Origin of the sequence: Nostoc sp. (genome assembly GCF_036919575.1) — a bacterium.
GTDB lineage: Bacteria > Cyanobacteriota > Cyanobacteriia > Cyanobacteriales > Nostocaceae > Nostoc.
This window is the reverse complement of the sequence record NZ_JBALBY010000073.1, coordinates 1-22,721: the sequence shown is the minus strand read 5'-3', so window position 1 is coordinate 22,721 and position 22,721 is coordinate 1. Positions and strand designations below refer to the sequence as shown.

At 42.7% G+C, this 22,721-nt stretch carries 19 protein-coding genes and 1 pseudogene; 12 read left to right on the top strand and 8 right to left on the bottom strand.

From position 1 onward, the window contains the following. Positions 1 to 275: 275 nt before the first annotated feature. Positions 276 to 2,414: a hydantoinase/oxoprolinase family protein gene (locus V7K27_RS19220; protein ID WP_334949685.1), complete on the top strand. Its 2,139-nt coding sequence runs from the start codon at positions 276 to 278 to the stop codon at positions 2,412 to 2,414. 22 nt (positions 2,415 to 2,436) lie between these two features. On the opposite strand, the gene topA is transcribed toward V7K27_RS19220, so the two are convergent. Continuing rightward, positions 2,437 to 4,602 carry a type I DNA topoisomerase gene (topA, locus tag V7K27_RS19215; protein WP_334949684.1) on the bottom strand — a complete coding sequence of 722 codons (2,166 nt, stop codon included), beginning with the start codon at positions 4,600 to 4,602 and terminating at the stop codon, positions 2,437 to 2,439. 430 nt (positions 4,603 to 5,032) lie between these two features. Between topA and V7K27_RS19210 the strand changes: the two genes are divergently transcribed. Further along, positions 5,033 to 5,479, top strand: a complete 447-nt coding sequence (locus V7K27_RS19210; RefSeq protein ID WP_334949683.1) for a pentapeptide repeat-containing protein — start codon at positions 5,033 to 5,035, stop codon at positions 5,477 to 5,479. 275 nt (positions 5,480 to 5,754) lie between these two features. Here the strand turns inward: V7K27_RS19210 and ftsH are convergent, their stop codons facing one another. Then, positions 5,755 to 7,644 (bottom strand): ATP-dependent zinc metalloprotease FtsH, encoded by a 1,890-nt coding sequence (ftsH, locus tag V7K27_RS19205; RefSeq protein WP_334949682.1) that lies wholly within the window; start codon positions 7,642 to 7,644, stop codon positions 5,755 to 5,757. A gap of 322 nt (positions 7,645 to 7,966) precedes the next feature. On the opposite strand from ftsH, the gene V7K27_RS19200 reads away from it, so the two are divergent. Then, on the top strand, positions 7,967 to 8,512 hold the full coding sequence (locus V7K27_RS19200; protein WP_334949681.1) for an NADPH-dependent FMN reductase: 546 nt from the start codon (positions 7,967 to 7,969) through the stop codon (positions 8,510 to 8,512). Between the two features lie 379 nt (positions 8,513 to 8,891). Here the strand turns inward: V7K27_RS19200 and V7K27_RS19195 are convergent, their stop codons facing one another. Continuing rightward, positions 8,892 to 10,010, bottom strand: a complete 1,119-nt coding sequence (locus V7K27_RS19195; RefSeq protein ID WP_334949680.1) for a ferrochelatase — start codon at positions 10,008 to 10,010, stop codon at positions 8,892 to 8,894. Positions 10,011 to 10,245: 235 nt separating this feature from the next. Here V7K27_RS19195 and V7K27_RS19190 point away from each other — a divergent pair, with 235 nt between their 5' ends. The 3 genes from V7K27_RS19190 to ilvB all read left to right on the top strand — a co-directional run bounded on the left by V7K27_RS19190 (position 10,246) and on the right by ilvB (position 14,259). Then, positions 10,246 to 10,863: a hypothetical protein gene (locus V7K27_RS19190; protein WP_334949679.1), complete on the top strand. Its 618-nt coding sequence runs from the start codon at positions 10,246 to 10,248 to the stop codon at positions 10,861 to 10,863. An 87-nt stretch (positions 10,864 to 10,950) separates the two neighbouring features. Next, positions 10,951 to 12,213: an MFS transporter gene (locus V7K27_RS19185; RefSeq protein ID WP_334949695.1), complete on the top strand. Its 1,263-nt coding sequence runs from the start codon at positions 10,951 to 10,953 to the stop codon at positions 12,211 to 12,213. Positions 12,214 to 12,345: 132 nt separating this feature from the next. Continuing rightward, positions 12,346 to 14,259, top strand: coding sequence for a biosynthetic-type acetolactate synthase large subunit (gene ilvB / locus V7K27_RS19180; protein WP_334949678.1), 1,914 nt, complete (start codon positions 12,346 to 12,348; stop codon positions 14,257 to 14,259). 107 nt (positions 14,260 to 14,366) lie between these two features. Here the strand turns inward: ilvB and V7K27_RS19175 are convergent, their stop codons facing one another. After that, complete coding sequence (locus tag V7K27_RS19175) at positions 14,367 to 15,221, bottom strand: DUF4351 domain-containing protein (RefSeq protein WP_334949677.1); 855 nt, start codon at positions 15,219 to 15,221, stop codon at positions 14,367 to 14,369. Positions 15,222 to 15,395: 174 nt separating this feature from the next. Here V7K27_RS19175 and V7K27_RS19170 point away from each other — a divergent pair. Then, positions 15,396 to 15,605: pseudogene (locus V7K27_RS19170) on the top strand (XisI protein); the annotation flags it as partial. Positions 15,606 to 15,818: 213 nt separating this feature from the next. Here V7K27_RS19170 and V7K27_RS19165 read toward each other — a convergent pair. The 3 genes from V7K27_RS19165 to V7K27_RS19155 form a co-directional block, all read right to left on the bottom strand. After that, positions 15,819 to 16,256 (bottom strand): hypothetical protein, encoded by a 438-nt coding sequence (locus tag V7K27_RS19165; RefSeq protein ID WP_334949676.1) that lies wholly within the window; start codon positions 16,254 to 16,256, stop codon positions 15,819 to 15,821. Between the two features lie 130 nt (positions 16,257 to 16,386). After that, on the bottom strand, positions 16,387 to 16,695 hold the full coding sequence (locus tag V7K27_RS19160) for a hypothetical protein (RefSeq protein WP_334949675.1): 309 nt from the start codon (positions 16,693 to 16,695) through the stop codon (positions 16,387 to 16,389). 83 nt (positions 16,696 to 16,778) lie between these two features. After that, on the bottom strand, positions 16,779 to 17,159 hold the full coding sequence (locus V7K27_RS19155) for an endonuclease domain-containing protein (RefSeq protein WP_334949674.1): 381 nt from the start codon (positions 17,157 to 17,159) through the stop codon (positions 16,779 to 16,781). A 387-nt stretch (positions 17,160 to 17,546) separates the two neighbouring features. On the opposite strand from V7K27_RS19155, the gene V7K27_RS19150 reads away from it, so the two are divergent. Together V7K27_RS19150 and dacB are read left to right on the top strand one after the other, a co-directional pair. Then, on the top strand, positions 17,547 to 18,095 hold the full coding sequence (locus V7K27_RS19150) for a tellurite resistance TerB family protein (RefSeq protein ID WP_334949673.1): 549 nt from the start codon (positions 17,547 to 17,549) through the stop codon (positions 18,093 to 18,095). A 75-nt stretch (positions 18,096 to 18,170) separates the two neighbouring features. Beyond that, positions 18,171 to 19,634: a D-alanyl-D-alanine carboxypeptidase/D-alanyl-D-alanine endopeptidase gene (gene dacB, locus V7K27_RS19145; protein WP_334949672.1), complete on the top strand. Its 1,464-nt coding sequence runs from the start codon at positions 18,171 to 18,173 to the stop codon at positions 19,632 to 19,634. Positions 19,635 to 19,779: 145 nt separating this feature from the next. Here dacB and V7K27_RS19140 read toward each other — a convergent pair whose 3' ends face one another. Next, positions 19,780 to 20,283 carry a GNAT family N-acetyltransferase gene (locus tag V7K27_RS19140; protein ID WP_334949671.1) on the bottom strand — a complete coding sequence of 168 codons (504 nt, stop codon included), beginning with the start codon at positions 20,281 to 20,283 and terminating at the stop codon, positions 19,780 to 19,782. 168 nt (positions 20,284 to 20,451) lie between these two features. On the opposite strand from V7K27_RS19140, the gene V7K27_RS19135 reads away from it, so the two are divergent. Genes V7K27_RS19135 through V7K27_RS19125 form a run of 3 tightly spaced genes read left to right on the top strand, consistent with a single transcriptional unit; the run spans position 20,452 to position 22,558 of the window. Then, entirely contained in the window at positions 20,452 to 20,880 is a 429-nt protein-coding gene (locus V7K27_RS19135) for a helix-turn-helix domain-containing protein (protein ID WP_334949670.1), read from the top strand. A 26-nt stretch (positions 20,881 to 20,906) separates the two neighbouring features. After that, positions 20,907 to 21,455: a PIN domain-containing protein gene (locus tag V7K27_RS19130; RefSeq protein ID WP_334949669.1), complete on the top strand. Its 549-nt coding sequence runs from the start codon at positions 20,907 to 20,909 to the stop codon at positions 21,453 to 21,455. Positions 21,456 to 21,511: 56 nt separating this feature from the next. Further along, positions 21,512 to 22,558 (top strand): zinc-dependent dehydrogenase, encoded by a 1,047-nt coding sequence (locus V7K27_RS19125; protein ID WP_334949668.1) that lies wholly within the window; start codon positions 21,512 to 21,514, stop codon positions 22,556 to 22,558. Positions 22,559 to 22,721: the final 163 nt, after the last annotated feature.

Below are 22,721 nucleotides of genomic sequence, written 5' to 3'. Positions count from 1 at the left end.
GATTTTTTCAGAATTGAAATCCTTCAAAAGCCTCCCCAACCTCCGCCACCAGCATCAAGAGCTTTAGAACGAGGTAAAAGCCCAAATGTATCGATTGAGTAGAACGAAGTAGAACCCAACAAAGCCTGCTGCTTTTTGCCTACTGTCTTCCTTAACAAATAGTCTTAACTCTCATCGAATAATCTACACCTGTGGCTAAAATATTCCACATCGGAAGTAGAAATACTCCAAATCCCATTGTTATGCTACCTGTATAGCGTTGAGGAAACAGAATAATGTTAAAGGTTTTTGCTGACAGGGGTGGTACATTCACAGATATTGTCGCTGTTACTAATAATCAAGCAATTATAGACAACCTCTCAAAATATCCTGAACGTTTTTTAATTGTAACTTTGCCTAATCAGCAATGGATTATAGTCTACAAACTACTTTCAGAAAATCCCGAACAATATCAAGATGCAGCCATCCAAGGTATACGGGATATCATGGGTATTTCCAGCAACGAACCCATTCCTACTGAAGCGATAGAAGTGCTAAAAATGGGGACAACAGTAGCAACAAATGCGCTGTTAGAAAGGAAAGGCGATCGCGTCGTTCTTCTCATCACCAAAGGTTTTAAAGATGCCCTACGAATTGGCTACCAAAACCGTCCTAACATCTTTGCCCGTCAGATCATTTTACCAACCATGCTTTATGAGCAGGTGATTGAGATTGATGAACGTTATGATGCTAACGGAAATGAATTAATCCCTGTGAATATTGAACTAGCTAAAAGTGACTTACAAGCAGTTTATCACACAGGAATTCGGAGTTGTGCTATTGTTTTTATGCACAGCGATCGCTATCCCGACCACGAACAACAAATAGCCAAACTCGCCCAAAAAATCGGCTTTACCCAAATATCCATATCCCATCAAGTTAGTCCCTTAATGAAATTGGTCAGCCGAGGAGATACAACAGTAGTCGATGCTTATTTAACTCCGATTCTACGTCGCTATGTCAACCAAATAGCGAGTCAGTTAGAGAATAGGGAAAATAACCACTCCCCACTCCCCACTCCCCACTCCCCTATTAAATTAATGTTCATGAAGTCTGACGGTGGTTTAGTCGCAGCCCAACAATTTCAAGGCAAAGATAGTATTTTGAGTGGCCCGGCTGGCGGGATTGTCGGTGCAGTTCAAACTAGTAAAAGAGCAGGTTTTGAGTTAGTTATTACCTTTGATATGGGAGGGACAAGTACAGATGTCGCCCACTTTAAAGGAGAGTATGAACGACAACTAGATTCGGAAATTGCTGGGGCGCGGATGCGAGTTCCAGTATTAGCAATTAATACCATTGCTGCTGGCGGTGGTTCAATTCTCTTTTTTGATGGTTCTAGTTATCGTGTCGGTCCTAAATCTGCTGGATCAAATCCTGGGCCTGCTTGTTACCGACGCGGAGGACCATTAGCGGTTACTGATGCCAATGTGATGTTAGGCAAAATTCACCCACAATATTTTCCCTCAGTTTTTGGAATTGATGGCAATTTACCTTTAGATAAAGATACTGTCATTCAGCAATTTACACAATTAGCCGAAGAGATTCAAGCCGCTACATTAAATTATTGTACTCCCGAACAAGTCGCGGCTGGATTTATGGCGATCGCAGTGGAAAATATGGCGAATGCAATTAAAAAAATCAGCCTGCAACGGGGTTATGATGTCAGCCAATATGTGCTGTGTTGTTTCGGCGGCGCAGGTGGGCAAGTTGCTTGTTTGATTGCCGATACTTTGGGAATGAAAAAGATATTTCTACATCCTTATGCTGGTGTTCTTTCTGCTTATGGAATGGGATTAGCTGATGTGCGGGCAATTAGAGAAATTGGAGTAGAACAGCCTCTGACTCAAACATTAATTCCTAAATTACATGAGTTAATGCAATATTTAGAAACTCAAGCTAGAACTGAAATAGATGAAGTGCGTAGTCAAGTAGAAATAATCCGAAAAGTTAACTTAAAATATCAAGGGACTAACTCTACATTGACCGTTAATTTTACTGATGAAGTAGCAATGATGCGGCAAGACTTTGAGGCGGAACATAAATCCCGTTATGGTTTCATTCAATTAGAGAAAACCTTAATTGTTGAATCAGCATCAGTGGAAGTTATTCAGAAGATGGAGACTCCCGAAGAACCTTTAATTAGTCGTACTCGCCCTTTAGATGCAGGGGCTTCATCTGTTGAGACAGTAAGAATGTTTAGTACTGACAGATGGCATGATACCCCTGTTTATCGACGGCAAGATTTACAACCAGAAGATAGTATTAATGGGCCTGCGATCGTTGTCGAAAAAATTAGCACAATCGTCGTGGAACCTAACTGGGAAGCAAAATTAACTCAACGTAATCATTTAATTTTGCAACGTCTTAGGGATTAAGTAAAGATATCAGAGGTGGAGCCTAACAATTCAAATTTCCAAACTTAGGACTCCACCACCCTTTTTGAGTACTGAAATAAGCCACATCTTTATGTTTAGTATCTTGACGCGATCGCGGGTCACAACATCGCAACATTTTCTTACTCTCCCCATCTTTGATATAACTGTACTCCTCTAAAGCTTTCTTACAAACTGGACAGGGATATGCCGTCGTTTTCACCGGAGGCTTTTGTTGATTCTCGGCTTGGACTGCTTTAGTTTGTGGTGGCTGCCAAGTTTTGTTAAAGTCGCTCCAAAATAGCACGACATTTTCACAGCCTTTTGTGCATTTGAGGAAATATTTCTTTTTAACCTTACTGCTGGGAATTTTGGCGAGAAAATTTTTGCATTCAGGGCATCGAGTCTTAGAAGTTTCATATTTGCGCTCAATTATCACATTAGCTTTACCTATTGAAGAACTCGCAACTACAGTTTTAGCTTTGGAGAGCGCTGGTATAAAGTAATTCTGATTCCAACTAGTTAAATAATGCTGCCAAGAGTTTTTTCCTTCAGAAATTGCATCAAGGGCATCTTCCATTTTCGCTGTGAATTCTGCCTCTAATAAATCCGGCAGTGCTTTGAGCAAAAACGCATCAACTTCTAACCCTAACGCCGTCGGTTGCAGATGGTCTTTTTTCAACTCCACATAATTTCGTTTTTTTAAGGTAGCAACAGTAGGAGCATAAGTACTTGGGCGACCAATTCCTTTACGTTCCATCAGTTGCACTAATTTAGGTTCACTATAACGGGGTGGTGGCTGCGTCTGCTTCTGCTCATGTCCAGCATTCTCCAGTTTCAGCGCTTGTCCCTGTTGTAATGAAGGTAAAATACTATCCTTGCTGAGATTGTTCCAGTACCGAGCATAACCGTAAAATTCAATCACTTGCCCTCTGGCTGACCACAGTAGGGAACCAGACTGAGTAATCACCAAAGTTTTACGCAATTGGGCAGCACAACATTGAGAAGCAATTGACCGTTTCCAAATCATCACATACAGATTAAACTCATCATCAGGAAGTTCAGAACGCAACTGAACTGAGGGACGAAATACATCAGTTGGACGAATCGCCTCATGTGCTTCTTGAGCCGACTTGCTACTACGATGCTTGGCGACTTGCTGCGGTACATTCTGCGGATCATTTTGCTCTAACCATTTACGGGCGCTGGCACAAAATTCTGGACTCAACATTACTGAGTCTGTTCGCATATATGTAATCAGCCCTGCCTCATAAAGCTTTTGGGCCACAATCATGGTTTTGTCAGGAGCAAATCTCAGCTTTGAACCGGCTGCTTGCTGAAGGCTGGAAGTTGTAAATGGTGGAGGTGGCTGGCGGTTAACAATTTTTCCTTCAAAATGAATCACCTGATGAGGATGCCGCAGTGCTTCTTCAACTAAACGTGTAGCTTCTGCTTCGGAAAGAACACGCTTAGACTCCGGTGTTTCTGTACTATTACCTACCTTCGCGTCATCGTGAGTTTCAGTTTCTTGGTCTGCTGCATCTTTCGCAGAATCGACCGTCCCTTTATAAAAAGCCCGGAATCCTTCAGTATAATCTACCCAGACACTCCAGTAATCTTGGGGGACAAACGCCAGAATTTCGTTTTCTCGCTGACAAATCAGGTGTAACGTCGCGCTTTGAACTCTGCCAACACTCTTAGCGCCGTTATTCAATGCCCAAACTAAAGGGCTACCTTTATAACCTACCAACTTATCTAGACAATCTCGGCACAGCCCAGCACCGATCAAATTTTGGTCTAGCTTTCTGGGATTAGCGATCGCACTCTGCACTGCCGATGCTGTAATCTCAGTATAAATTACTCGTTTCGGTTCTCTTAGACCCAGCGTTTCTTTGAGGTGCCAAGCGATTGTTTCGCCTTCCCGGTCTGGGTCAGTTGCTAAGACAACTTCATCAACCTGCTTCACCGCAGACTTGAGTTTCTGGATTGTTTCTTTTGCTCGTTGGTCACGCGGGACGTAATTGCAGCGTACATTATTGCCGTCCATGACGAAGCCCAAGGAATCATCCCCTTCATTGCTGAGTTCTCGGATGTGACCACAACTGGCGAGAACTTTCCAATCTGCACCCAGAATTTGACTGAGTTTTTTGACTTTTCCCGGAGATTCTACCACAAGCAGGCGTTTGATCATAGCAACTGCGTTCTCGATTTTGAGCAATAAACTGGCAATTGCAATGAGCGATCGCCTATTCTCGTGATCTGGATTTTCTAGAATACTGTACCAAAAAGCTTGGGAAATTGCTGAACTCAGTTTAGAGGCAAATCATCTTAAGCCGATGTTTGATTGTGCGATCGCTGTTGCAACTGGCGCAACTATTATGATTTTAGCCTCAACAACCTAGTTAAACAGGAGAAAATCTTTAGCAACATCCCGCAGAGTGTGCCGGCTACCCTCCGGGAACGCCTAAACTCACATATTGCACCTAACCGAACAAACCCGTAAAAGGCAGATAAAGAGTAGAAAAATGTGACAGGAGATGAAGGGGAGGTATTAAGTACAAAGATGTCCCTTGGAGGAATTTTGTCCAGGTGGGTACTGTTGTGTTTTGGAGGTTGAAGTTATGACTGCTGAGGAATTGTTGGAGCGTTATGCGGCTGGAGAGAGAGATTTCAGTGGAGTCAACCTTGAAGGTGTTAATCTGAGTGGCACCGAATTGCGAGGGATTATTCTTAGAGGTGCAAATTTGAGACAAGCCAATTTGAGGGATAGTGACCTCAGTGGATACTGGGAAAAGCCCAATCCTATGGTTCTCACTGATTTGAGAGAAGCCAATTGTTGTGAGGTTGACTTCAGTGGTACAACTCTTGAAGTCGTTGACTTCAGTAACGCGATCTTGACTGGAGCTAATTTCAATAGTGCTGTCCTTGATCGTGTATGGTTCATTGATGCCAACTTGGAGGATGTTAACTGGTCGGAATGCCGAGTGTGGAGATTCTCCGTAGAAGGAGCCAGATTGGGTACTGGATTGGAGGATATTATTCGGACTGACTGGAGAAAACGATGTTGAACTTGGAATATTTTTATTGAAAGAGTCAATTTGAGGAATATTTGAGCTAGTACTAACATCATTAAAGGTGCTTAGTTTGCGATCGCACTACAAAGTTATGTCAAGCGACCTTAACTGAACTATACTGCGGCATCAGACTCCGCTTTGTCTAGGTTTGGTAGGTATTTGCGATCGCTTAATCTTAAATAGAATGATAAAAAACCCGGCTTCTTTATCAAAACCGGGTTTTTAAGTAATTGTTAATTTATTTCTGAACAGTACAACAGGGCAATAGGCTAATGAGGTACAGCCACTTGTGCATCGGCTACCTGAGCATTATCAGCAACAATTTTGCGGAATAAATCCCCTTCAATAGTCTCCTGTTCTGCTAGCAAATCTACTAAACGCTCCAAAACTATCCGGTTTTCTTCTAACAGTTCTTTGGACTTGATATAACAAGTATTGACAATTTCGCGTACTTGTGCATCAATCTTGGCAGCAATTTCTTCAGAATAGTCTGATTTATTCATCCAGTCACGTCCCAAAAAGACCTCTGAACTCTGATTTTCCAAGGATAATGGGCCTAATTCTGACATCCCGAAACGTGTCACCATCTGCCGCGCCATGCCTGTCACATGTTGCAGGTCATTGCCTGCACCTGTGGTCACTTCTGGCTTACCAAAAACGATTTCCTCGGCGGCGCGACCACCCAAAGTTGCAGTAATCCTGGCTTTGAGTTGGGAACGGGAAATTAACCCCTGTTCTTCGTTAGGAGTAAACCAAGTTAATCCCAGTGCTTGTCCGCGTGGGATGAGTGTAACTTTCTGCACAGGGTCATGCTCTTTGAGTAATGTCCCCACTAAAGCATGGCCAACTTCATGATAGGCAATCAAGCGCTTGCTCTTGCTGTCTACCAAAGCGGTACCTTCCATACCTGCAACAACTCGATCGATAGCAGCATCAACTTCTAAAATCGTGACAGCATCTTTGCGCCTCCTAGCGGTGAGAATGGCGGCTTCGTTGAGTAAGTTGGCTAAGTCTGCGCCAGTAAAACCAGGAGTGCGGCGAGCGATCGCTTCTAATGATACGCTAGGATCGATTTTCTTATTCCGGGCGTGGACTTGCAAAATTTCTTGTCGCCCTTTAAGATCCGGTGGATCGACCATCACTTGTCTGTCAAAGCGTCCCGGTCTGAGCAACGCTGAATCTAAGACATCTGGGCGGTTAGTGGCAGCAATAATAATGATGCCTGTGTTACCTTCAAAACCATCCATTTCGGTGAGCAGTTGGTTGAGGGTTTGTTCGCGCTCGTCGTTACCGCCACCGATACCAGCGCCTCGTTGTCTACCTACTGCGTCAATTTCATCGATAAATATGAGACAAGGAGCATTATCTTTGGCTTTTTTGAAGAGATCCCGTACACGGGATGCACCCACACCAACGAACATTTCCACGAATTCCGAACCGGAAATACTGAAGAATGGTACACCTGCTTCACCTGCGATCGCTTTTGCCAGTAAAGTTTTACCAGTACCAGGGGGGCCAATTAACAGCACACCTTTGGGAATACGTGCGCCTACAGCAGTAAATCTTTCTGGCTGTTTGAGGAAAGTAACAACTTCTTCAAGTTCTTCTTTAGCTTCTTCCACCCCGGCGACATCTTCAAATTTGACTCCAGTTTTTGCCTCCATTTGGAAGCGAGCTTTGGATTTGCCGAAATTCATCGCTTGGCTAGAAGCATTGGTAGAGCGACGGAGGAACAATACCATTAAAGCCACTAGGGGCAAAATCCACATGAGATTTATCAACAGCCCAACAGCAGCTCGACTGTTAGCAGAGGAAACTTCGCCAAAATCAACATTCTTATCTTTGAGTATGTTAATCAACTCTGTGTTTTGTGCCAGAAGCCTCACCTGTTGCGGTGGTGTATCATCCTTTTGTCCCTTGAGATAAACCCTTGCTAGCTGTTCGGTTTCGTCCAGCTCTAGTTTTTGGATTTCTCCCGCTTTTGCTTTCTTGAGCAAGTCGCCATAAGTTAAAGCAGTACTCTCTGCTTTTTGTGCCAAGACCGGAGTACTCCCGAAAAATCCTGGCAACATAATCAAACTAGCTGCGATTGCACCAACCCAAGCAACACGCTTTGATGACTGCCTATTTCTCAATGCTTTTTTTCCCAAATTTGTCATAATAACTACCCTTTGTCTGCTGGCACAAGTTGAGCTATGGTTTTATGCCTATTCTTCTAGCAAAAATTGTCATAACTGGAAATTACACTTCTCTTATCTAGTCTAACTTCCACACAAAACCATTCCCATGTTTCTTGCGGCGATCGCATGAAGTTGAGCAACCTGGATAATTATTCTGGCTGCTTTTTTCAAAAATTTTCCGGTAGGTAGATTTTAATTTGACACATTCGGACACAAATCGCTAAGATAAACATAGTCATAACGATTCCGCTTTTTAAATAAATCTCGTGATAGTAGCTAGTTAATAGTTTGTGGGTTAATTATGGTAAGAATTGTTGGCATTGGTGGTAGTTTAAGAGCCAACTCCTATACTCAGCTTGCTTTACAAGTAGCAGTGCAAAGGGTTGAAGCTGTGGGTGCAGAGGTAGAAATTATCGATTTACGGCAGTTGCAGCTACCGTTCTGCACTGGCGCAAAGGAGTATCCAGAGTATCCAGATGTTCAGAAGTTGCAAGATACAGTCAGTCGCGCCGATGGATTAATTTTAGCGACACCTGAGTATCATGGTAGCCTTAGCGGTGTGCTGAAAAATGCTCTGGATTTGATGAGTTTTGATCAACTGTCGGATAAAGTCACAGGACTAATCAGCGTATTGGGTGGTCAGCCTAATAGTAATGCTTTAAATGACCTACGATTAATTATTCGTTGGGTGCATGGTTGGGTGATTCCCGAACAAATTGCGATCGGGCAAGCTTGGGGTGCTTTCAGTCCTGAAGGCAAGCTCTTAGATGAGAAACTCTCTCAGAGATTTGATCAATTTGCTCAGAGTTTAGTTGATAATACTCGCAAGCTGCGGGGCGTAAATTAGTTGTAGCGTAGGCAAAGCTTTGCTCATGCTACAAAACTTAGGGATTTCCAACAAATAAACTATCCAATCTTGTGGGGTGGGTGTCTCACCCGCCTTAGCTTACGGGCGGGTGAGACACCATAGGTGTCAACTTAACGTGAAACCCTTGTCAAAACGTGATATTCAATTCTTTGGCTTCTCATCACGATCCGCGTTACCCCACCCTAACCCTCCCCGATATATTGGGGAGGGAACTGGATTTTCTTGTTTCCCCCCTTTATAAGGGGGGATTAAGGGGGGTAAAACGCCTGTGGGATAAGCGTTTAGGCTTAACTTGATACCAATGGTGAGACACCCACCCCACAAGAAATTATTGGATGTTTTTTAATTTGTCAGTCCCTTAATGGTGGTGATGGTGGTGATGGTGATCACCTGCTAGTTGGGGATTAACTGCCAAAGTTTGGTCTGACAACAACTGTGCAATATGAGCATCAGCCCATTGCGCTACCATTTCCAAAAATTGTGGATGGTCGTTGACGCAAGCCATTTGCACATAGTTCGTACCAGGATGCTGTTTTTCTAAAGTATGGATGATATGGTGTACATCCAATAAAGTTTCGTGGTTTTCTGTAGCAAAGCCAATTGGCATAAATATCACTACTTTCGCACCCAATTGAATCAGGTTATTTGCCGCTTGCTCTGCATTTGGCTGTGTCCAATCAATTAAAGGTGTATCGTGATTTAGCCAACCCACTGAGATTAAGGGATAACGATTAATCAACTTATCCCGAACCAAATCATACATCGCTTCACTTTCGGCAATCCCAGAAGTAAATCCTTTGGCTTTATGTGGACAGCCGTGGTTCATTAACACAATGCCGATTTGAGAAGGTAGATAAGCTGCTGCTAACTCAGCAATTTTCTCCTCAACCAGATGAGCCATTAAATCGATGTAGGCTGGTTCGTTGAAGAAAGAAGGGATGTAACGCTGTCCTTTAATCCAGTGTTCTTCACCATCAGTTAACTCAACCAGAGCATTGTTAACTTGCTCGATCGCAATCCCACTAGTAAAGATAGAATCAACAACCAGCAGTGGGTAAATTAGCAGCTTATCGAAGCCTTGGTTTTTGATTTCTGCCAAGACTTGATTCGGTAGGAAAGGGGCGCAGAAGTTGAAAGCCTTGAAAACTTGGACATTATTGCCCCATTTTTCTTGTAAATGCTTCTCGATACCAGCACGTTGCTGTTCAAAGATGGCATTGTGTGGAGAGATAAAATCGTGGTGTGTATGTCCCCACTCATGGCGGTCAAATAGCGCCAAAAGCTTTGCTAGGGGGGGATAAATCCAAGTTGGTACTGGAGCAAATTTTGCTGTCAGTAGATTTAAAGCCTGTTCGTTATAGTTGGCGAAATCTTCGTAGCTTTCGACTTCGCCGTAGCCCATGAGCAGTACGGCTACACGGTCTTTACCTGATAATTGCTCGTGGGTGTGTTGTATTTTTTCCGGCGTGGCAACCACAATGAGTTCCTCAATATAACCAAAGTGCAGAGAAATATGAAGTTAGGGAATAGTTGAACATCCCCCTACTAGTAATATATTATCCCATCCAGGGGGATAGGATAGGTGGGAAAATCAAAATAATACATCAAAAGACAGAGTGCGGGTATTACTGTATATAGACTGAACAGCTAATAGACCGTTGTAGTAGGTTTAAATTATGAATAATTGTGAAAGCTGCTAAGACGATAGACGAATGAATATAATTATTTGCCCTGGAATCCATGAACCAGAATTAACTGAAAGCTTTAGAGTCGGATTGTTAGATGTAGTTTCTCATAGCGCGATCGCTCCTAATCCCGCAAATATACTGATTTATCCGGGTAAAGATTTTTTGGTTTTATCAGCATTTCACATCTTGCAGTTTTTGCGCGTTAGCGTAGCTCACCGGAGGTATCGCTTGGCCGATGAGCTAAAATCACCACTTGTATTCATTAGCTTTAGTGCTGGCGTAGTTGGGGCAATCGGGGCAGCGTGTTTGTGGCAACTTTTGGGTGGTCGTGTCAAAGCCTTTATTGCTATAGATGGATGGGGAGTGCCACTAAAGGGTAATTTTCCTATTCATCGGATGAGCCATGATTATTTCACCCATTGGACTTCCTGTTTGCTAGGTAGTGGGCAAGATAACTTTTATGCACAGCCAGCAGTTGATCATTTGTCAATGTGGAAATCCCCCCAAACTGTACAAGGCTGCTGGGTAGATTCGTCCATTGGTATTTTTCCACCCAAAGGTCGTCTGAAAGCAGATGAGTTTTTGCTTATGCTGTTAAAGCACTATGACGCAATTAATCCGGACAATAGAGTTAGGAGTTAGGAGTTAGGAGTGAGGAGTTGTCATTTGTCATCAGTTCCCCCACTCCCCACTCCCTACTCCCCACTCCCCATCTACCCAAAGTATCTAATGTTTCCAACTGAACCTGCTGCTGTTAATAAAGGGTTTGGCGCACTGCTAAAAAACCGTGGTTTTATGCTGCTGTGGATTGGGCAACTACTGTCCCAGCTAGCAGATAAGGTTTTCTTCGTTTTGCTGATTGCTCTACTGGAGACATACCCACCGTTTCCGGGGTTGGCACAAAACTCGATGTACTCAACTTTGATGCTGGCGTTTACAATACCAGCAATTTTGTTCGGCTCTGCCGGTGGAATCTTTGTTGACCGCTTCCCAAAAAAGCTGATTCTGGTTGGCTCAGATGTCGTGCGGGGAATATTAACGCTGTGTCTTCCCTTGTTACCACGAGAGTTCGTGATTCTGTTAATCCTGACTTTTGCTATTTCCACGGTGACGCAGTTTTTTGCCCCAGCTGAACAAGCAGCCATTCCCCTGTTGGTGAAGCGAGAAAATTTGCTGGCAGCCAATGCGCTGTTTACCAGTACGATGATGGGAGCTTTAATTGTTGGCTTTGCGATCGGAGAGCCGATTTTGAGTTTGGCGAAAAGCTTGATGGGACAAGAATACGGTCAAGAGGTTGTGGTTGGTGGATTATACGTATTATCGGGTGCGATCATCCAGCCGATTAAGTTTAAAGAACCCAAACGACCGAAGGAAAATCGAGCATCAAATAACCCTTGGGCTGAATTCACCGAGAGCCTGCGCTATCTGAAGAAAAACCCTTTGATCTTGAATGCGATGCTGCAACTGACAACTTTATATTGTGTGTTTGCAGCGTTAACAGTGCTGACGATTCGATTAGCCGAAGAGTTTGGTCTAAAAGAAAAACAGTTTGGCTTTTTCTTAGCAGCAGCAGGGGTGGGTATGGTATTTGGTGCGGCGATTTTAGGTAACTGGGGTGAGAAATTGCATCACAAGCCCCTACCTCTAGTTGGATTTTTGATGATGGCAATAGTTTTAGGGGTGTTTACTTTTACGAATAACTTGTTGCTGGCGCTAGGATTATGTGCATTTTTAGGTATAGGTGCTGCCTTAATTGGTGTACCCATGCAAACTTTAATTCAACAGCAAACACCACCGACGATGCACGGTAAAGTATTTGGCTTTCAAAATCATGCCGTCAACATCGCTCTGGCCTTACCTCTGGCGATTACTGGTCCATTAACTGATGCTCTGGGCTTGCGAATTGTCCTTGTAGGAATGAGCCTTGTGGTTGCAGTTGTCGGTGTTTGGGCTTGGCAAAATACCCGCAAAGTCTTGCAAGATGTCATTTAATTAATGTAGGCTAATAATCTAGCTTTATATTTCATATAAAAATTTATCTGATTTTGATTGAACTTTTGAATTAAAATGAAATATTAACTACAGAATTCAGCATTAACTTTAGCTATAGTCTGAGGTTTGACCGTGCGTTCACAAAGTGTCTCCATAGGAGATTCGCCAGACCAAATTACTCTCCCACAAATCGAGAATCACAAACAGTCTCGTATTTCTAGCCCGCCAGTCGTGCCAAAACGTGCATCTGGCGGTTTTGCTCTGCTTGACAGTCTTCATCGCCACGGCGTTGATTATATTTTTGGTTATCCTGGTGGGGCAATTCTCCCAATTTACGACGACCTGTATAAGGTGCAAGCAACTGGTGCTATGAAGCACATTCTCGTCAGACACGAGCAAGGTGCAGCCCACGCAGCTGATGGTTACGCCCGTGCCACCGGAAAAGTAGGAGTATGCTTTGGTACTTCTGGCCCAGGAGCAACTAACTTGGTGACAGGTATCGCCACAGCTTACATGGATTCGATCCCAATGGTTGTGGTTACAGGACAGGTAGCACGTCCGTCGATTGGTACTGATGCGTTTCAGGAAACCGATATCTACGGTATTACCCTACCAATCGTCAAGCACTCCTATGTAGTGCGTGACCCCAAAGATATGGCGCGAATTGTCGCCGAAGCCTTCCACATCGCTAGTACTGGGCGTCCGGGGCCAGTTTTGATTGATGTCCCCAAAGATGTAGCTTTAGAAGAATTTGACTATGTACCTGTGAAACCAGGTTCAGTGAAGTTACGCGGTTATCGTCCCACAGTCAAGGGAAATCCCCGGCAGATTAATGCGGCGATCCAGTTGATTACTGAAAGTCGCCGTCCGCTATTGTATGTCGGTGGTGGCGCGATCGCAGCTGGTGCCCATGAAGAAGTTAAAGAACTAGCTGAATTATTCGATATCCCTGTCACCACAACCTTAATGGGGATCGGTGCCTTTGACGAACATCATCCCCTAGCTTTGGGAATGTTGGGGATGCACGGCACTGCTTACGCTAACTTTGCTGTTAGTGATTGTGACTTGCTAATTTGCGTTGGCGCGAGATTTGACGATCGCGTTACAGGCAAATTAGACGAATTCGCCTCCCGCGCCAAAGTAATTCACATCGACATCGATCCGGCAGAAGTCGGCAAAAACCGCGTTCCCGAAGTGCCCATCGTCGGCGATGTGCGGAACGTGTTAGTAGACTTGTTGCGTCGATGCAAAGAAACAGGGGTAAAGGCTACACCAAATCAAAACCAAGAGTGGTTAAATTTAGTCAACCGTTGGCGCGAAGAATATCCTCTAATAGTGCCGCATCATCCCGACAGCATTTCACCCCAAGAAGTGATCGTAGAAGTCAGTCGCCAAGCACCCCACGCTTTCTACACCACAGATGTCGGACAACATCAAATGTGGGCAGCACAATTCCTGAAGAATGGCCCAAGGCGCTGGATTTCTAGTGCTGGTTTGGGAACAATGGGTTTTGGCTTACCTGCGGCAATGGGCGCGAAAGTGGCGTTTCCTGATGAAGAAGTCATCTGTATTAGCGGTGATGCCAGTTTCCAAATGTGTTTGCAGGAACTTGGGACAATAGCACAATATGGAATAAATGTCAAGACATTAATTATCAATAACGGCTGGCAAGGGATGGTACGCCAGTGGCAGCAAGCCTTCTATGGTGAGCGTTACTCATGCTCAGATATGGAAGTAGGGATGCCAGATATTGAGTTATTAGCAAAAGCCTATGGGATTAAAGGCATGGTAATCAGCGATCGCAGTGAATTGAAAGATGCGATCGCCGAAATGCTGGCACATAATGGCCCGGTGATCGTGAATGTCCATGTCACCAGAGACGAAAACTGCTATCCAATGGTAATCCCTGGCAAGAGCAACGCTCAAATGGTCGGCTTGCAGAAGCAACCACCGAAAGCCGCAGTAGAAGCAGTATATTGTAGCCACTGTAGTGCAAAAAATGCTCCTACTCACAACTTCTGCGCTGAGTGTGGGACAAAATTGTAACGCTTTTTGATCATTCAGATCACAGAGGTAGGGGAGCAGAGAGAAGGGGAGAAAGATGCTGGAATTTCCCCTAATTTCTGCCCCCTTTTGTCTTACGTAGGCGTCGCTTAATCTTCCTGATTAGGTTGAGGGAAAAATATATTTCCTAAGTAATTCACTAAATCGCTTTGACTGGAGAAATCTAACAGCGCCTCAGCTAAATCTTCTAGTTGAGTTATGGATAAAGTGCGAATCTGCTGTTCTATTTCTGGTTCAATTGCAGTAAACCGACGTGTTAACTGACGCAGAATCAGTTGTAGCGCCTCCTGTTTCTTTCCTCGTTCTTCTCCCTTTTGCAGAATGTCTTGGTAAATCACAGATTCTTGCATAATTTCCTCTCTGAAAAGCTGTGTAATCAAACTTTTATCAAACCGTAAACCAGCTAAAACCTGTACGCAAGCTGATATATTCTGTCGCTCGTCTGTTTCTTCAATCATATCGACACTAGCAGCGACTTGAGTTAACAAGTCTGCGGGTGAGTCGGTTCTGGCTAATGTCGCCAGTGGTAAAAGTGCAGGGTTAGCTAGCAGTGGTGTGGGATCTTCCTCCCATAAACGAATTACTCGATACGAGTGTCTGGTGTTAGTGTCTATATACTGAGTTTGAAATACAGCTTCGGAAGATGTGGCTTGTAAGAAAATCACCACCTGTTTAATCTCACACCAGTATTCCCGCTTTAATCTGGTGTAGTAATCCAGCATCCGAAAGTCAAGTGGGGTTGTAGATTTGGGTGTAGTTTGAAACTCTAAATGTAAGATTTGGTTGGCCATTTGCAGGAACGTCACCGAATCAGCGCGAATTGGTTCAAGGTTGAGTTCGGTTTTGAGTACTTGGATATCTGACGTGTCAATTGAGAGTAACCATTTGGCAAAGTCAGCAGGGTAGTGTTCCGCGAGGTATTTGCAGGTGTTATCGTAAGCCAAGGGCGATCGCTAATTAAGTGACTGGATTTATATATTGTGGTCTAATATACCATTTCCATATTTGAGTATGGAATTTTCAACTGTGCTGATATTACGCCAGACTGTCAGCGAAACAGAACCCCGACTTTTCTAAAAAGTCGGGGTTCTTGTTTAAAGTTATGAAACTAAAATCTGATGATGCGTGTAGGTTGGAATGGTTTAATTCGCATTTATCACAGTGTCATTCATTTTGATATTAAAAATGACAAAATCTGGATTCAGCATAATATGACAGATGTAGATTTAGCACAAGAACTCCTGGAAATGGGAGTACCAAAAGACGATATTGTGTTGGGTTTACAGCCACCTTATAAACGTCCGTACACGGGATATGGAGTAGCTTAAATAAAGGATATCGTGGACTCTTCCACAAGGGCGTAGGCCTAGCCCGTTGTAGAAATCGCCACTATAAAATTCAGATGGATTAAACATAGCTTAGGTTGAGGCAATGCATTACCCAACAACATAATCCATGTTGGGTTTCCTTACGTCAACCCAACTTATATTTAATGCACAAATTTATGCTTGACACGACACTAGATTTATGCAACAAGTGGATTATCGTAGCAGAGGAGTTGTGTTGTTACCGTTAGTTGACGCATTCGCAATTGCAGCTTGAGCAGGTTGAGTGGCAAGAACCGCTACAACTGGAGCAACTTTTGAACTAGGTTGTTTACTTCTTTTTCGATTAGAGCCGCCAGCCTTGGAATACTCTATACTGTTTCTGCCGTAGACAGTTGCAACTCCACTTAGCATTCGTTCAGATATTTCGGAGAGGGCTTTATCCATCTGGGTTATTGTTTTACGCGATTCTTCAAGATTGGACACAAGCGTGTTATGAGCTTCTAACGTCGCACGGGTAGTGTTGATGAGGTGATTGTAGGCTTCAATGGTTAATCCATGTCCTAAATCCAGATTTTCATCAACGGATTTAAGCAAGGCGAGACGAAGTTGGGCTTTGTCAACAGCAGCAGAACCACGAGTTCTTAAAGACATGAGATATCCTTTTTTTTTATAATTCCTTTTTCAATATAGTGGAGTATACTTTTGCCTGAGATGGGTAGTTTTGTGGATTTATTTCATTAAAAGTTCAACGAAATAATTACGAGGTCGTCTGTATTTTTACTCATTTTTCATATCGATTTTTTGTTTGAGAATAAGTGCAATCAACAAATGCGATCGCTATATCTATAAATGCCAACGCTAAATCAACAAATGCGATCGCTATATCTAGAAATGCGATCGCTAAATCTAGAAATGCCAACGCTAAATCTAGAAATGCCAACGCTAAATCTAGAAATGCCAACGCTAAATCTAGAAATGCCAACGCTAAATCTAGAAATGCGATCGCTAAATCAGCAAATGCGATCGCTAAAATAACATTACAAAGGGGAGAACATCTAATTCCCTCCCCTTTATAAGCTACGGTGTACACACAAGTCGAATTACCCCCCTTAATCCCCCCTTATAAAGGGGGGAAAAAAGAAATCTAGTTCCCTCCCCTTTATAAGGGGAGGGTTAGGGTGGGGTAACTTCCCTCAACCTACAAATAACTTCCCTAATCTTATCCACCACACCATCAATATCTTGATAAACTTCTTGATTCGTAAATCTCAAAAACCTCGTACCTTTTGATGACAAAAATGCTTGGCGATCGCGGTCATATTCTGGAACTCCATCTTGATAGTGACTATCACCATCAATTTCTATGGCAAGTCTCAACTCCGAAGAATAAAAATCCACTACAAATCTGTCAATACTGTATTGTCTGCGAAATTTACAGCTTTCAATTTGTTGATTTCTAAGTTTTGCCCAAACTATTTTTTCACACGGGGGCATATTATTTCTGAGAGTTTGCCGTTTTTGCTTTTCTGAGCTTTGGTTATACAGTTTTGTCATCAGCGTTTTCATATTCCTGGACTGTGCTTATTATTCCCTGGATTACCCCCCTTAATCCCCCCTTGGAAAGGGGGAGATTGGAAAATCTAATTCCCTCCCCTTTATAAGGGGAGGGTTAGGGTGGGGTAAATATTTGATACATCAATCAAAACTTTTCAAACATCCTCTTAAGCTGCGATCGCCTACACAACTCTAAAAACCTCGATCGCTCAAGACAACTTAACTGTTTTTATACGCAAGTAATATATTATCTGCGTATTTTTGATCAAAATAAATATTCATCCCAATGTGTTTTTCCAGATTCTTTTGGGAATCCTAAATTTAGGAAGCTTTCTAACCCCCAAGGTATTACTTCCTGAAATATCACGTAACCTTTAAAGGATAATTATGTCTAAACGCAAGTTGCCCAAAGGCCGTAGCGCTAGTTCAGTTGCTCTAGAACCAGAAGTTGCGATCGCAGTTATAGGACTATTTTCCGCAGCTGCTGATGGTGAAGGTATAACCATAGAAGAACAATACGGTTTGAGTGAAATGTTGGGTGCGATTTCCCAATTTGAAGATTTCTCTGATGAAGACTATGAAGAGTTGACCCAGAAAGTCGTCAGCTTACTAGAAGAAGAAGAAGCTGAAGTTTTAATCAAGCAGGCGATCGAATCCTTACCGAATAAAGATTATCGAGAAGCTGCATACATCACAGCTATCTTAGTGGTAGGGATTGATGAGGAAGTCCCTGAAGCGGAACAGGATTATATCTCTGAGCTTCAGGAAGCCTTGAAAATTTCAGACAAGCGAGCGCAAGAACTCATAGACGAAGTATTCGGGGCAGAGGAGGAAGACGAGGAAGACGAGGAAGACGAGGAAGAAGAAGAGGAGGAAGATGAAGAAGAAGAAGAAGAAGAGGAAAAAGAAAAAGTAAAAGGAAAAGGAAAGCGTTAATTTCTTCCTGTCGAACTGACGTAAAAAAAATACCACACCAAGGTATTATCATCAAGTAGTTTTAAGAACTATCTGATGACCAGGAAAATTTCTCTTAGCTTGATGCTGCTGTTTGTAGGTACTCAAATTGGTGTTACCCAGCCAGCAGCTAAAGCACAAATCCCAGTTGCACCAACAACTACCACCAAATCAATTTGTTCTACCCAACTGGGAACAGCTATAGATGCTGTAATCAATCGTCCCTTATTTAGTCGGGGGCGCTGGGGAATTTTGGTGCAACCCCTTTCAACCGGGCAAACTCTTTACAGTCGGGATGCTCAGAAATATTTTACTCCCGCGTCTAACCTCAAATTGCTGACAACAGCAGCTGCATTGCAGCAGTTAGGTGCTAATTTTCGGATTCGCACCTCAATTTATCAGAATGGCAATGGTGTTTTACGTGTTGTCGGTAGGGGAGATCCCAGCTTAAGTGATACTCAACTGCAAACATTAGCACAGCAGCTAAAACAGAAAGGTATCACTCAAATTCCGCGTTTGATAGTTGATGATAGTTATATTCAAGGGGATATTGTCAACCCCACCTGGCAATGGGAAGATGTGCAGTCAGACTATGGCGCACCAGTCAGCAGCTTTATTCTAAATCAAAATATTTTTAGCTTAAAACTTGTACCGCAGGCTGTAGGTAAATCTTTACAAGTGCTGTGGATTGATGCTGGCGAGGCGAAACAATGGCGAATAATTAATCAGTCAGTAACCGTTGCCCAAAATCAACCAAGCTATGTCAACGTTACCCGCGAATTGTCAGGAACAGTATTACGAATTAAAGGACAACTGACAACGAATTCTGAACCGTCTTTAATAGATTTGCCTGTAGTTGACCCTAATTATTACTTCTTACGACGCTTCCGTACTACTTTGGCAACAGAAAAAATTACCTTGGGACAAACATTAGTAGAAAGTGGTGGTATTAATCAACAGGAAATAGCATTTGTAGAGTCGCCACCTTTATCGGAATTATTAATGGAAACTCTTCAGAATAGTAATAATCTCTATGCTGAAGCACTTCTGAGAGCATTAGCTGTGAAAAAAACCAGAGTGAAAAATCAGACTAGCGCTGATGTCGGTTTGGAAGTTGTCAAAGCGAGTTTAACTCAATTGGGAGTTGATCCAGCAAATTATGTTTTAGTGGATGGTTCGGGTTTATCACGTCTTGACTTAGTGACTCCAGAAGCTTTTGTACAAACTTTGCGAGGAATAGCAAGAACACCAACAGGATATTTGTATCGTGCATCTTTACCCGTGGCGGGTAAAAGTGGAACCTTGAAAGGCCGCTTTCAAGATACACCTGCTGAGGGCATTGTCCAAGCAAAAACAGGTACGTTAACGGGTGTGGTTTCTCTATCTGGATATCTGAATGCGCCTAAATATGAGCCGTTGGTTTTTAGTATTATCGTGAATCAATCAGAACAACCTACAACAGTTATGCGGCAGGCTATTGATGAAATTGTTGTGTTGTTAACACAGTTGCAGCATTGTTAAGAAGAATTCAGGAGGAGCCAGTGCGGTCTTGGGGTTTCCCCAAGTGGAGCATCTGGCGTTCAGAATTCAGAATTCAGAATACCCCATAAATAAATTTAGTTGCTCTGTCCCTTTTTAGGTTTGTATTCTGACTAAGTAGAGCAGCTTAAACAACAGGTTTATTAATTCGGAGTCCCATGATTACTAAGTCTCGTTCAACGCTATCAATTTCGGCAACTTTAGGTAAATGTCCCCAGGGTTGAAAACCAAATGTTTCAAAAAGTTTTAAACTGGGTTGATTGTGGGCAAAAATGAAGCATAGTAGGGTCTTTAAACCCAAACTAGGACTTTCACTAATTGCTTGTGCTAATAGTTGTCGTCCCAAACCACATCGATGAAAGTGAGGGGCTATGTAAATACTAATTTCGGCAGTCGTACTATAGGCAGGCCGCCCATAAAAAGATTGGAAACTCAGCCATCCAGCAATTACTCCCTCTACTTCGATTATCCAAATTGGGCGTTGTGAAGGCGATCGCTCCTTAAACCAAGAAAGGCGACTTTCCAGAGATACTGGCTCTAAATCAGCAGTTGCCATGCAGCTAGGAATTGCAGCGTTGTAAATTGCCACAATTGCAGGCAAGTCAGTTTCAGTCGCATGGCGAATAGTCATTGCTGGCGTCTTGGAGAAAATCTTGAGAAAATATTTAAAAATAATACAGCGTTACAGATAAATATGGAGTTCCCTTTCCCATTTCCCCTCTTTTTCATTTTATATCCAATTTTCGTTTATTGCGTTTGTGTAGTACACTTAAATTAAAATACCAAGCCTACCATCTTTATGAATACCTTTTCCAGTATTATTACAGAAGCTGAAGCTGAGGCTATAAAGCAACTTGAACAAATACTCAATCAGGAAAATAGTCAACTGAAATTAGTCGCAGCAAACGGCGAAGAAATGACTATTCCTGATTCTGTATTTCGTGTATTACGACAATTAGTGCAGGCAATGGCATTAGGTAAAAATGTATCTATAGTTACATATAATCCAGAGCTAACAACACAACAAGCGGCTGATTTGTTGAATGTATCACGTCCCTATCTGATTAAATTATTAGAGCAGGGTGAGCTTCCTTATATTATGGTAGGAACTCATAGACGGGTGAAATTTGAGGATTTAATCAAATATAAACAGCAAAGGGATACTAAACGTAGACAACTGCTAGATGAATTAATAGCCGAAAGCCAAGAGTTAGGATTTTATCAGTAGGGTGTTCTCATTATTTACTGAGTATTATGTATCGTGCTGTACTAGATTCTTGTGTACTGTTCCCTATGTACTTACGAGATACCCTATTGTGTATGTCTGAGGCTGGTTTATATGTACCACATTGGTCGCAAGAAATACTTGATGGCGCAACTCGTAATCTAGTAAATACAGGTAGACTCACAACTACCCAAGCGATGAGACTGGAAGGGAGAATTAAAGAAGCCTTTCCCACAGCACTAATCGTAGTTTCTGATAATATTGTTCAATTAATGACAAATCACCCTAACGATCGCCATGTTCTGGCTGCTGCTGTGGTAGGTAAGGCTAATATAATTGTCACCTCAAACCTGAAGCATTTTCAAGATCGGGATTTAGCACCTTGGCAAATCAAAGCCAAATCTCCAGATGAGTTTTTAACTGAATTATATAATCTGTATCAGCAACAAGTTATTGAGGTATTACAGCGACAGTCTCAAAGTCTCAAAAAGCCAGCCATGAGTTTTTTTGAGCTTCTAGAATTACTCAGTAGAGAAGCACCAAGATTTACAAACAATATTAAATCCCAAACTTCATAACCTAACCTGAACCACTAAATGTTACATCTAGTATCGGTGAGCGGTGAAAAATCAACATGAAAGCACAGGTATTTAGAGGTGTCAATCAACTGTCTTACGAAGATATCCCAGTTCCAACCCTAGAACCAGATGAAGTGCTGGTACAGGTGCGGGTTGTAGGGTTGTGTCAGTCAGATATTAAAAAAATTCGTTATCCACTGTATGAACCGCCGCGCATTTTTGGACATGAAACTGCCGGGACGATCGCAGCATTAGGCAATAATGTCAAAGGTTGGCAAGTTGGACAACGGGTGGCGGTGATGCACCACATCCCCTGTATGCGTTGCGCCTACTGCCTAAATGATAATTTCTCCATGTGCGATGTCTATAAAAACATCTCCACTACCGCAGGCTTTAACGCCAGTGGCGGCGGTTTTGCTGATTATGTCAAAGTTCCGGGTCATATTGTGGAAAATGGTGGGCTAATTCCCATCCCTGATAATATCAGTTTTGAAGAAGCGAGTTTTGTCGAACCAACTAACTGCTGTTTGAAAGCTGTGAAAAAAGCCCAAATTGCCCCAGGACAAACTGTGTTAGTTACTGGTGCTGGGCCAATTGGGTTAATGTTTATCATGTTGGTGAAGTATTTTGGAGCAAAAGCGATCGCTACCGATTTACTACCCTCTAGAATTGAAAAAGCCTTGAGTGTCGGTGCAGAGGCGGCTTTTGATGCCCGTGATGCCGATTTAACTGCCAAAATCCATGCCCTAACTGGTGGACTGGGTGTTGATGTTACTTTGCTGGCTGTTCCGAGTGAAAAAGCTTTCTTTCAAGCACTTGATAGTACCCGCAAAGGTGGCAAAATATTATTTTTCGCTGAATTCCCTGATGAGGTGGAAATTCCCATCAACCCTAATATCCTGTACCGTCGGGAAATTGATTTGATCGGTAGTTATAGCTCATCTTATCGGCTTCAGAATCTATCAGCTGATATTGTATTTAATCAGCGAATTGACGTGCAAGCGTTAATTAGCGATCGCTATCCATTAAAAGATTTATCAGCAGCTGTCGAGCAAGCGATCGCACCTACACCGGATACTTATAAAATCTTAATTTATCCGTAAAAGGGAGATGAGGGAGTATTAAAACTACAACAGGACTTACGCACTGAAAACTTGAAAGCTTGATCCTCCCTAGTAGTCTATGTCATTAGTTTTGATGGGTTGGATAGATTCGTGAAAGTTTAATTCTCGCATCATCTATCCGAAAGCGCCAATTAACACAAAC

Coding starts and splice junctions, on each gene's coding strand:
- V7K27_RS19190 (WP_334949679.1), top strand. CDS start 10,246: ATGAATATAATTATTTGCCCTGGAATCCATGAACCAGAATTAACTGAA.
- V7K27_RS19135 (WP_334949670.1), top strand. CDS start 20,452: ATGAATACCTTTTCCAGTATTATTACAGAAGCTGAAGCTGAGGCTATA.
- V7K27_RS19185 (WP_334949695.1), top strand. CDS start 10,951: ATGTTTCCAACTGAACCTGCTGCTGTTAATAAAGGGTTTGGCGCACTG.
- V7K27_RS19220 (WP_334949685.1), top strand. CDS start 276: ATGTTAAAGGTTTTTGCTGACAGGGGTGGTACATTCACAGATATTGTC.
- V7K27_RS19200 (WP_334949681.1), top strand. CDS start 7,967: ATGGTAAGAATTGTTGGCATTGGTGGTAGTTTAAGAGCCAACTCCTAT.
- dacB (WP_334949672.1), top strand. CDS start 18,171: ATGACCAGGAAAATTTCTCTTAGCTTGATGCTGCTGTTTGTAGGTACT.
- V7K27_RS19140 (WP_334949671.1), bottom strand. CDS start 20,283: ATGACTATTCGCCATGCGACTGAAACTGACTTGCCTGCAATTGTGGCA.
- V7K27_RS19155 (WP_334949674.1), bottom strand. CDS start 17,159: ATGACAAAACTGTATAACCAAAGCTCAGAAAAGCAAAAACGGCAAACT.
- V7K27_RS19210 (WP_334949683.1), top strand. CDS start 5,033: ATGACTGCTGAGGAATTGTTGGAGCGTTATGCGGCTGGAGAGAGAGAT.
- V7K27_RS19130 (WP_334949669.1), top strand. CDS start 20,907: ATGTATCGTGCTGTACTAGATTCTTGTGTACTGTTCCCTATGTACTTA.
- V7K27_RS19165 (WP_334949676.1), bottom strand. CDS start 16,256: ATGTCTTTAAGAACTCGTGGTTCTGCTGCTGTTGACAAAGCCCAACTT.
- V7K27_RS19150 (WP_334949673.1), top strand. CDS start 17,547: ATGTCTAAACGCAAGTTGCCCAAAGGCCGTAGCGCTAGTTCAGTTGCT.
- topA (WP_334949684.1), bottom strand. CDS start 4,602: ATGATCAAACGCCTGCTTGTGGTAGAATCTCCGGGAAAAGTCAAAAAA.
- ftsH (WP_334949682.1), bottom strand. CDS start 7,644: ATGACAAATTTGGGAAAAAAAGCATTGAGAAATAGGCAGTCATCAAAG.
- V7K27_RS19125 (WP_334949668.1), top strand. CDS start 21,512: ATGAAAGCACAGGTATTTAGAGGTGTCAATCAACTGTCTTACGAAGAT.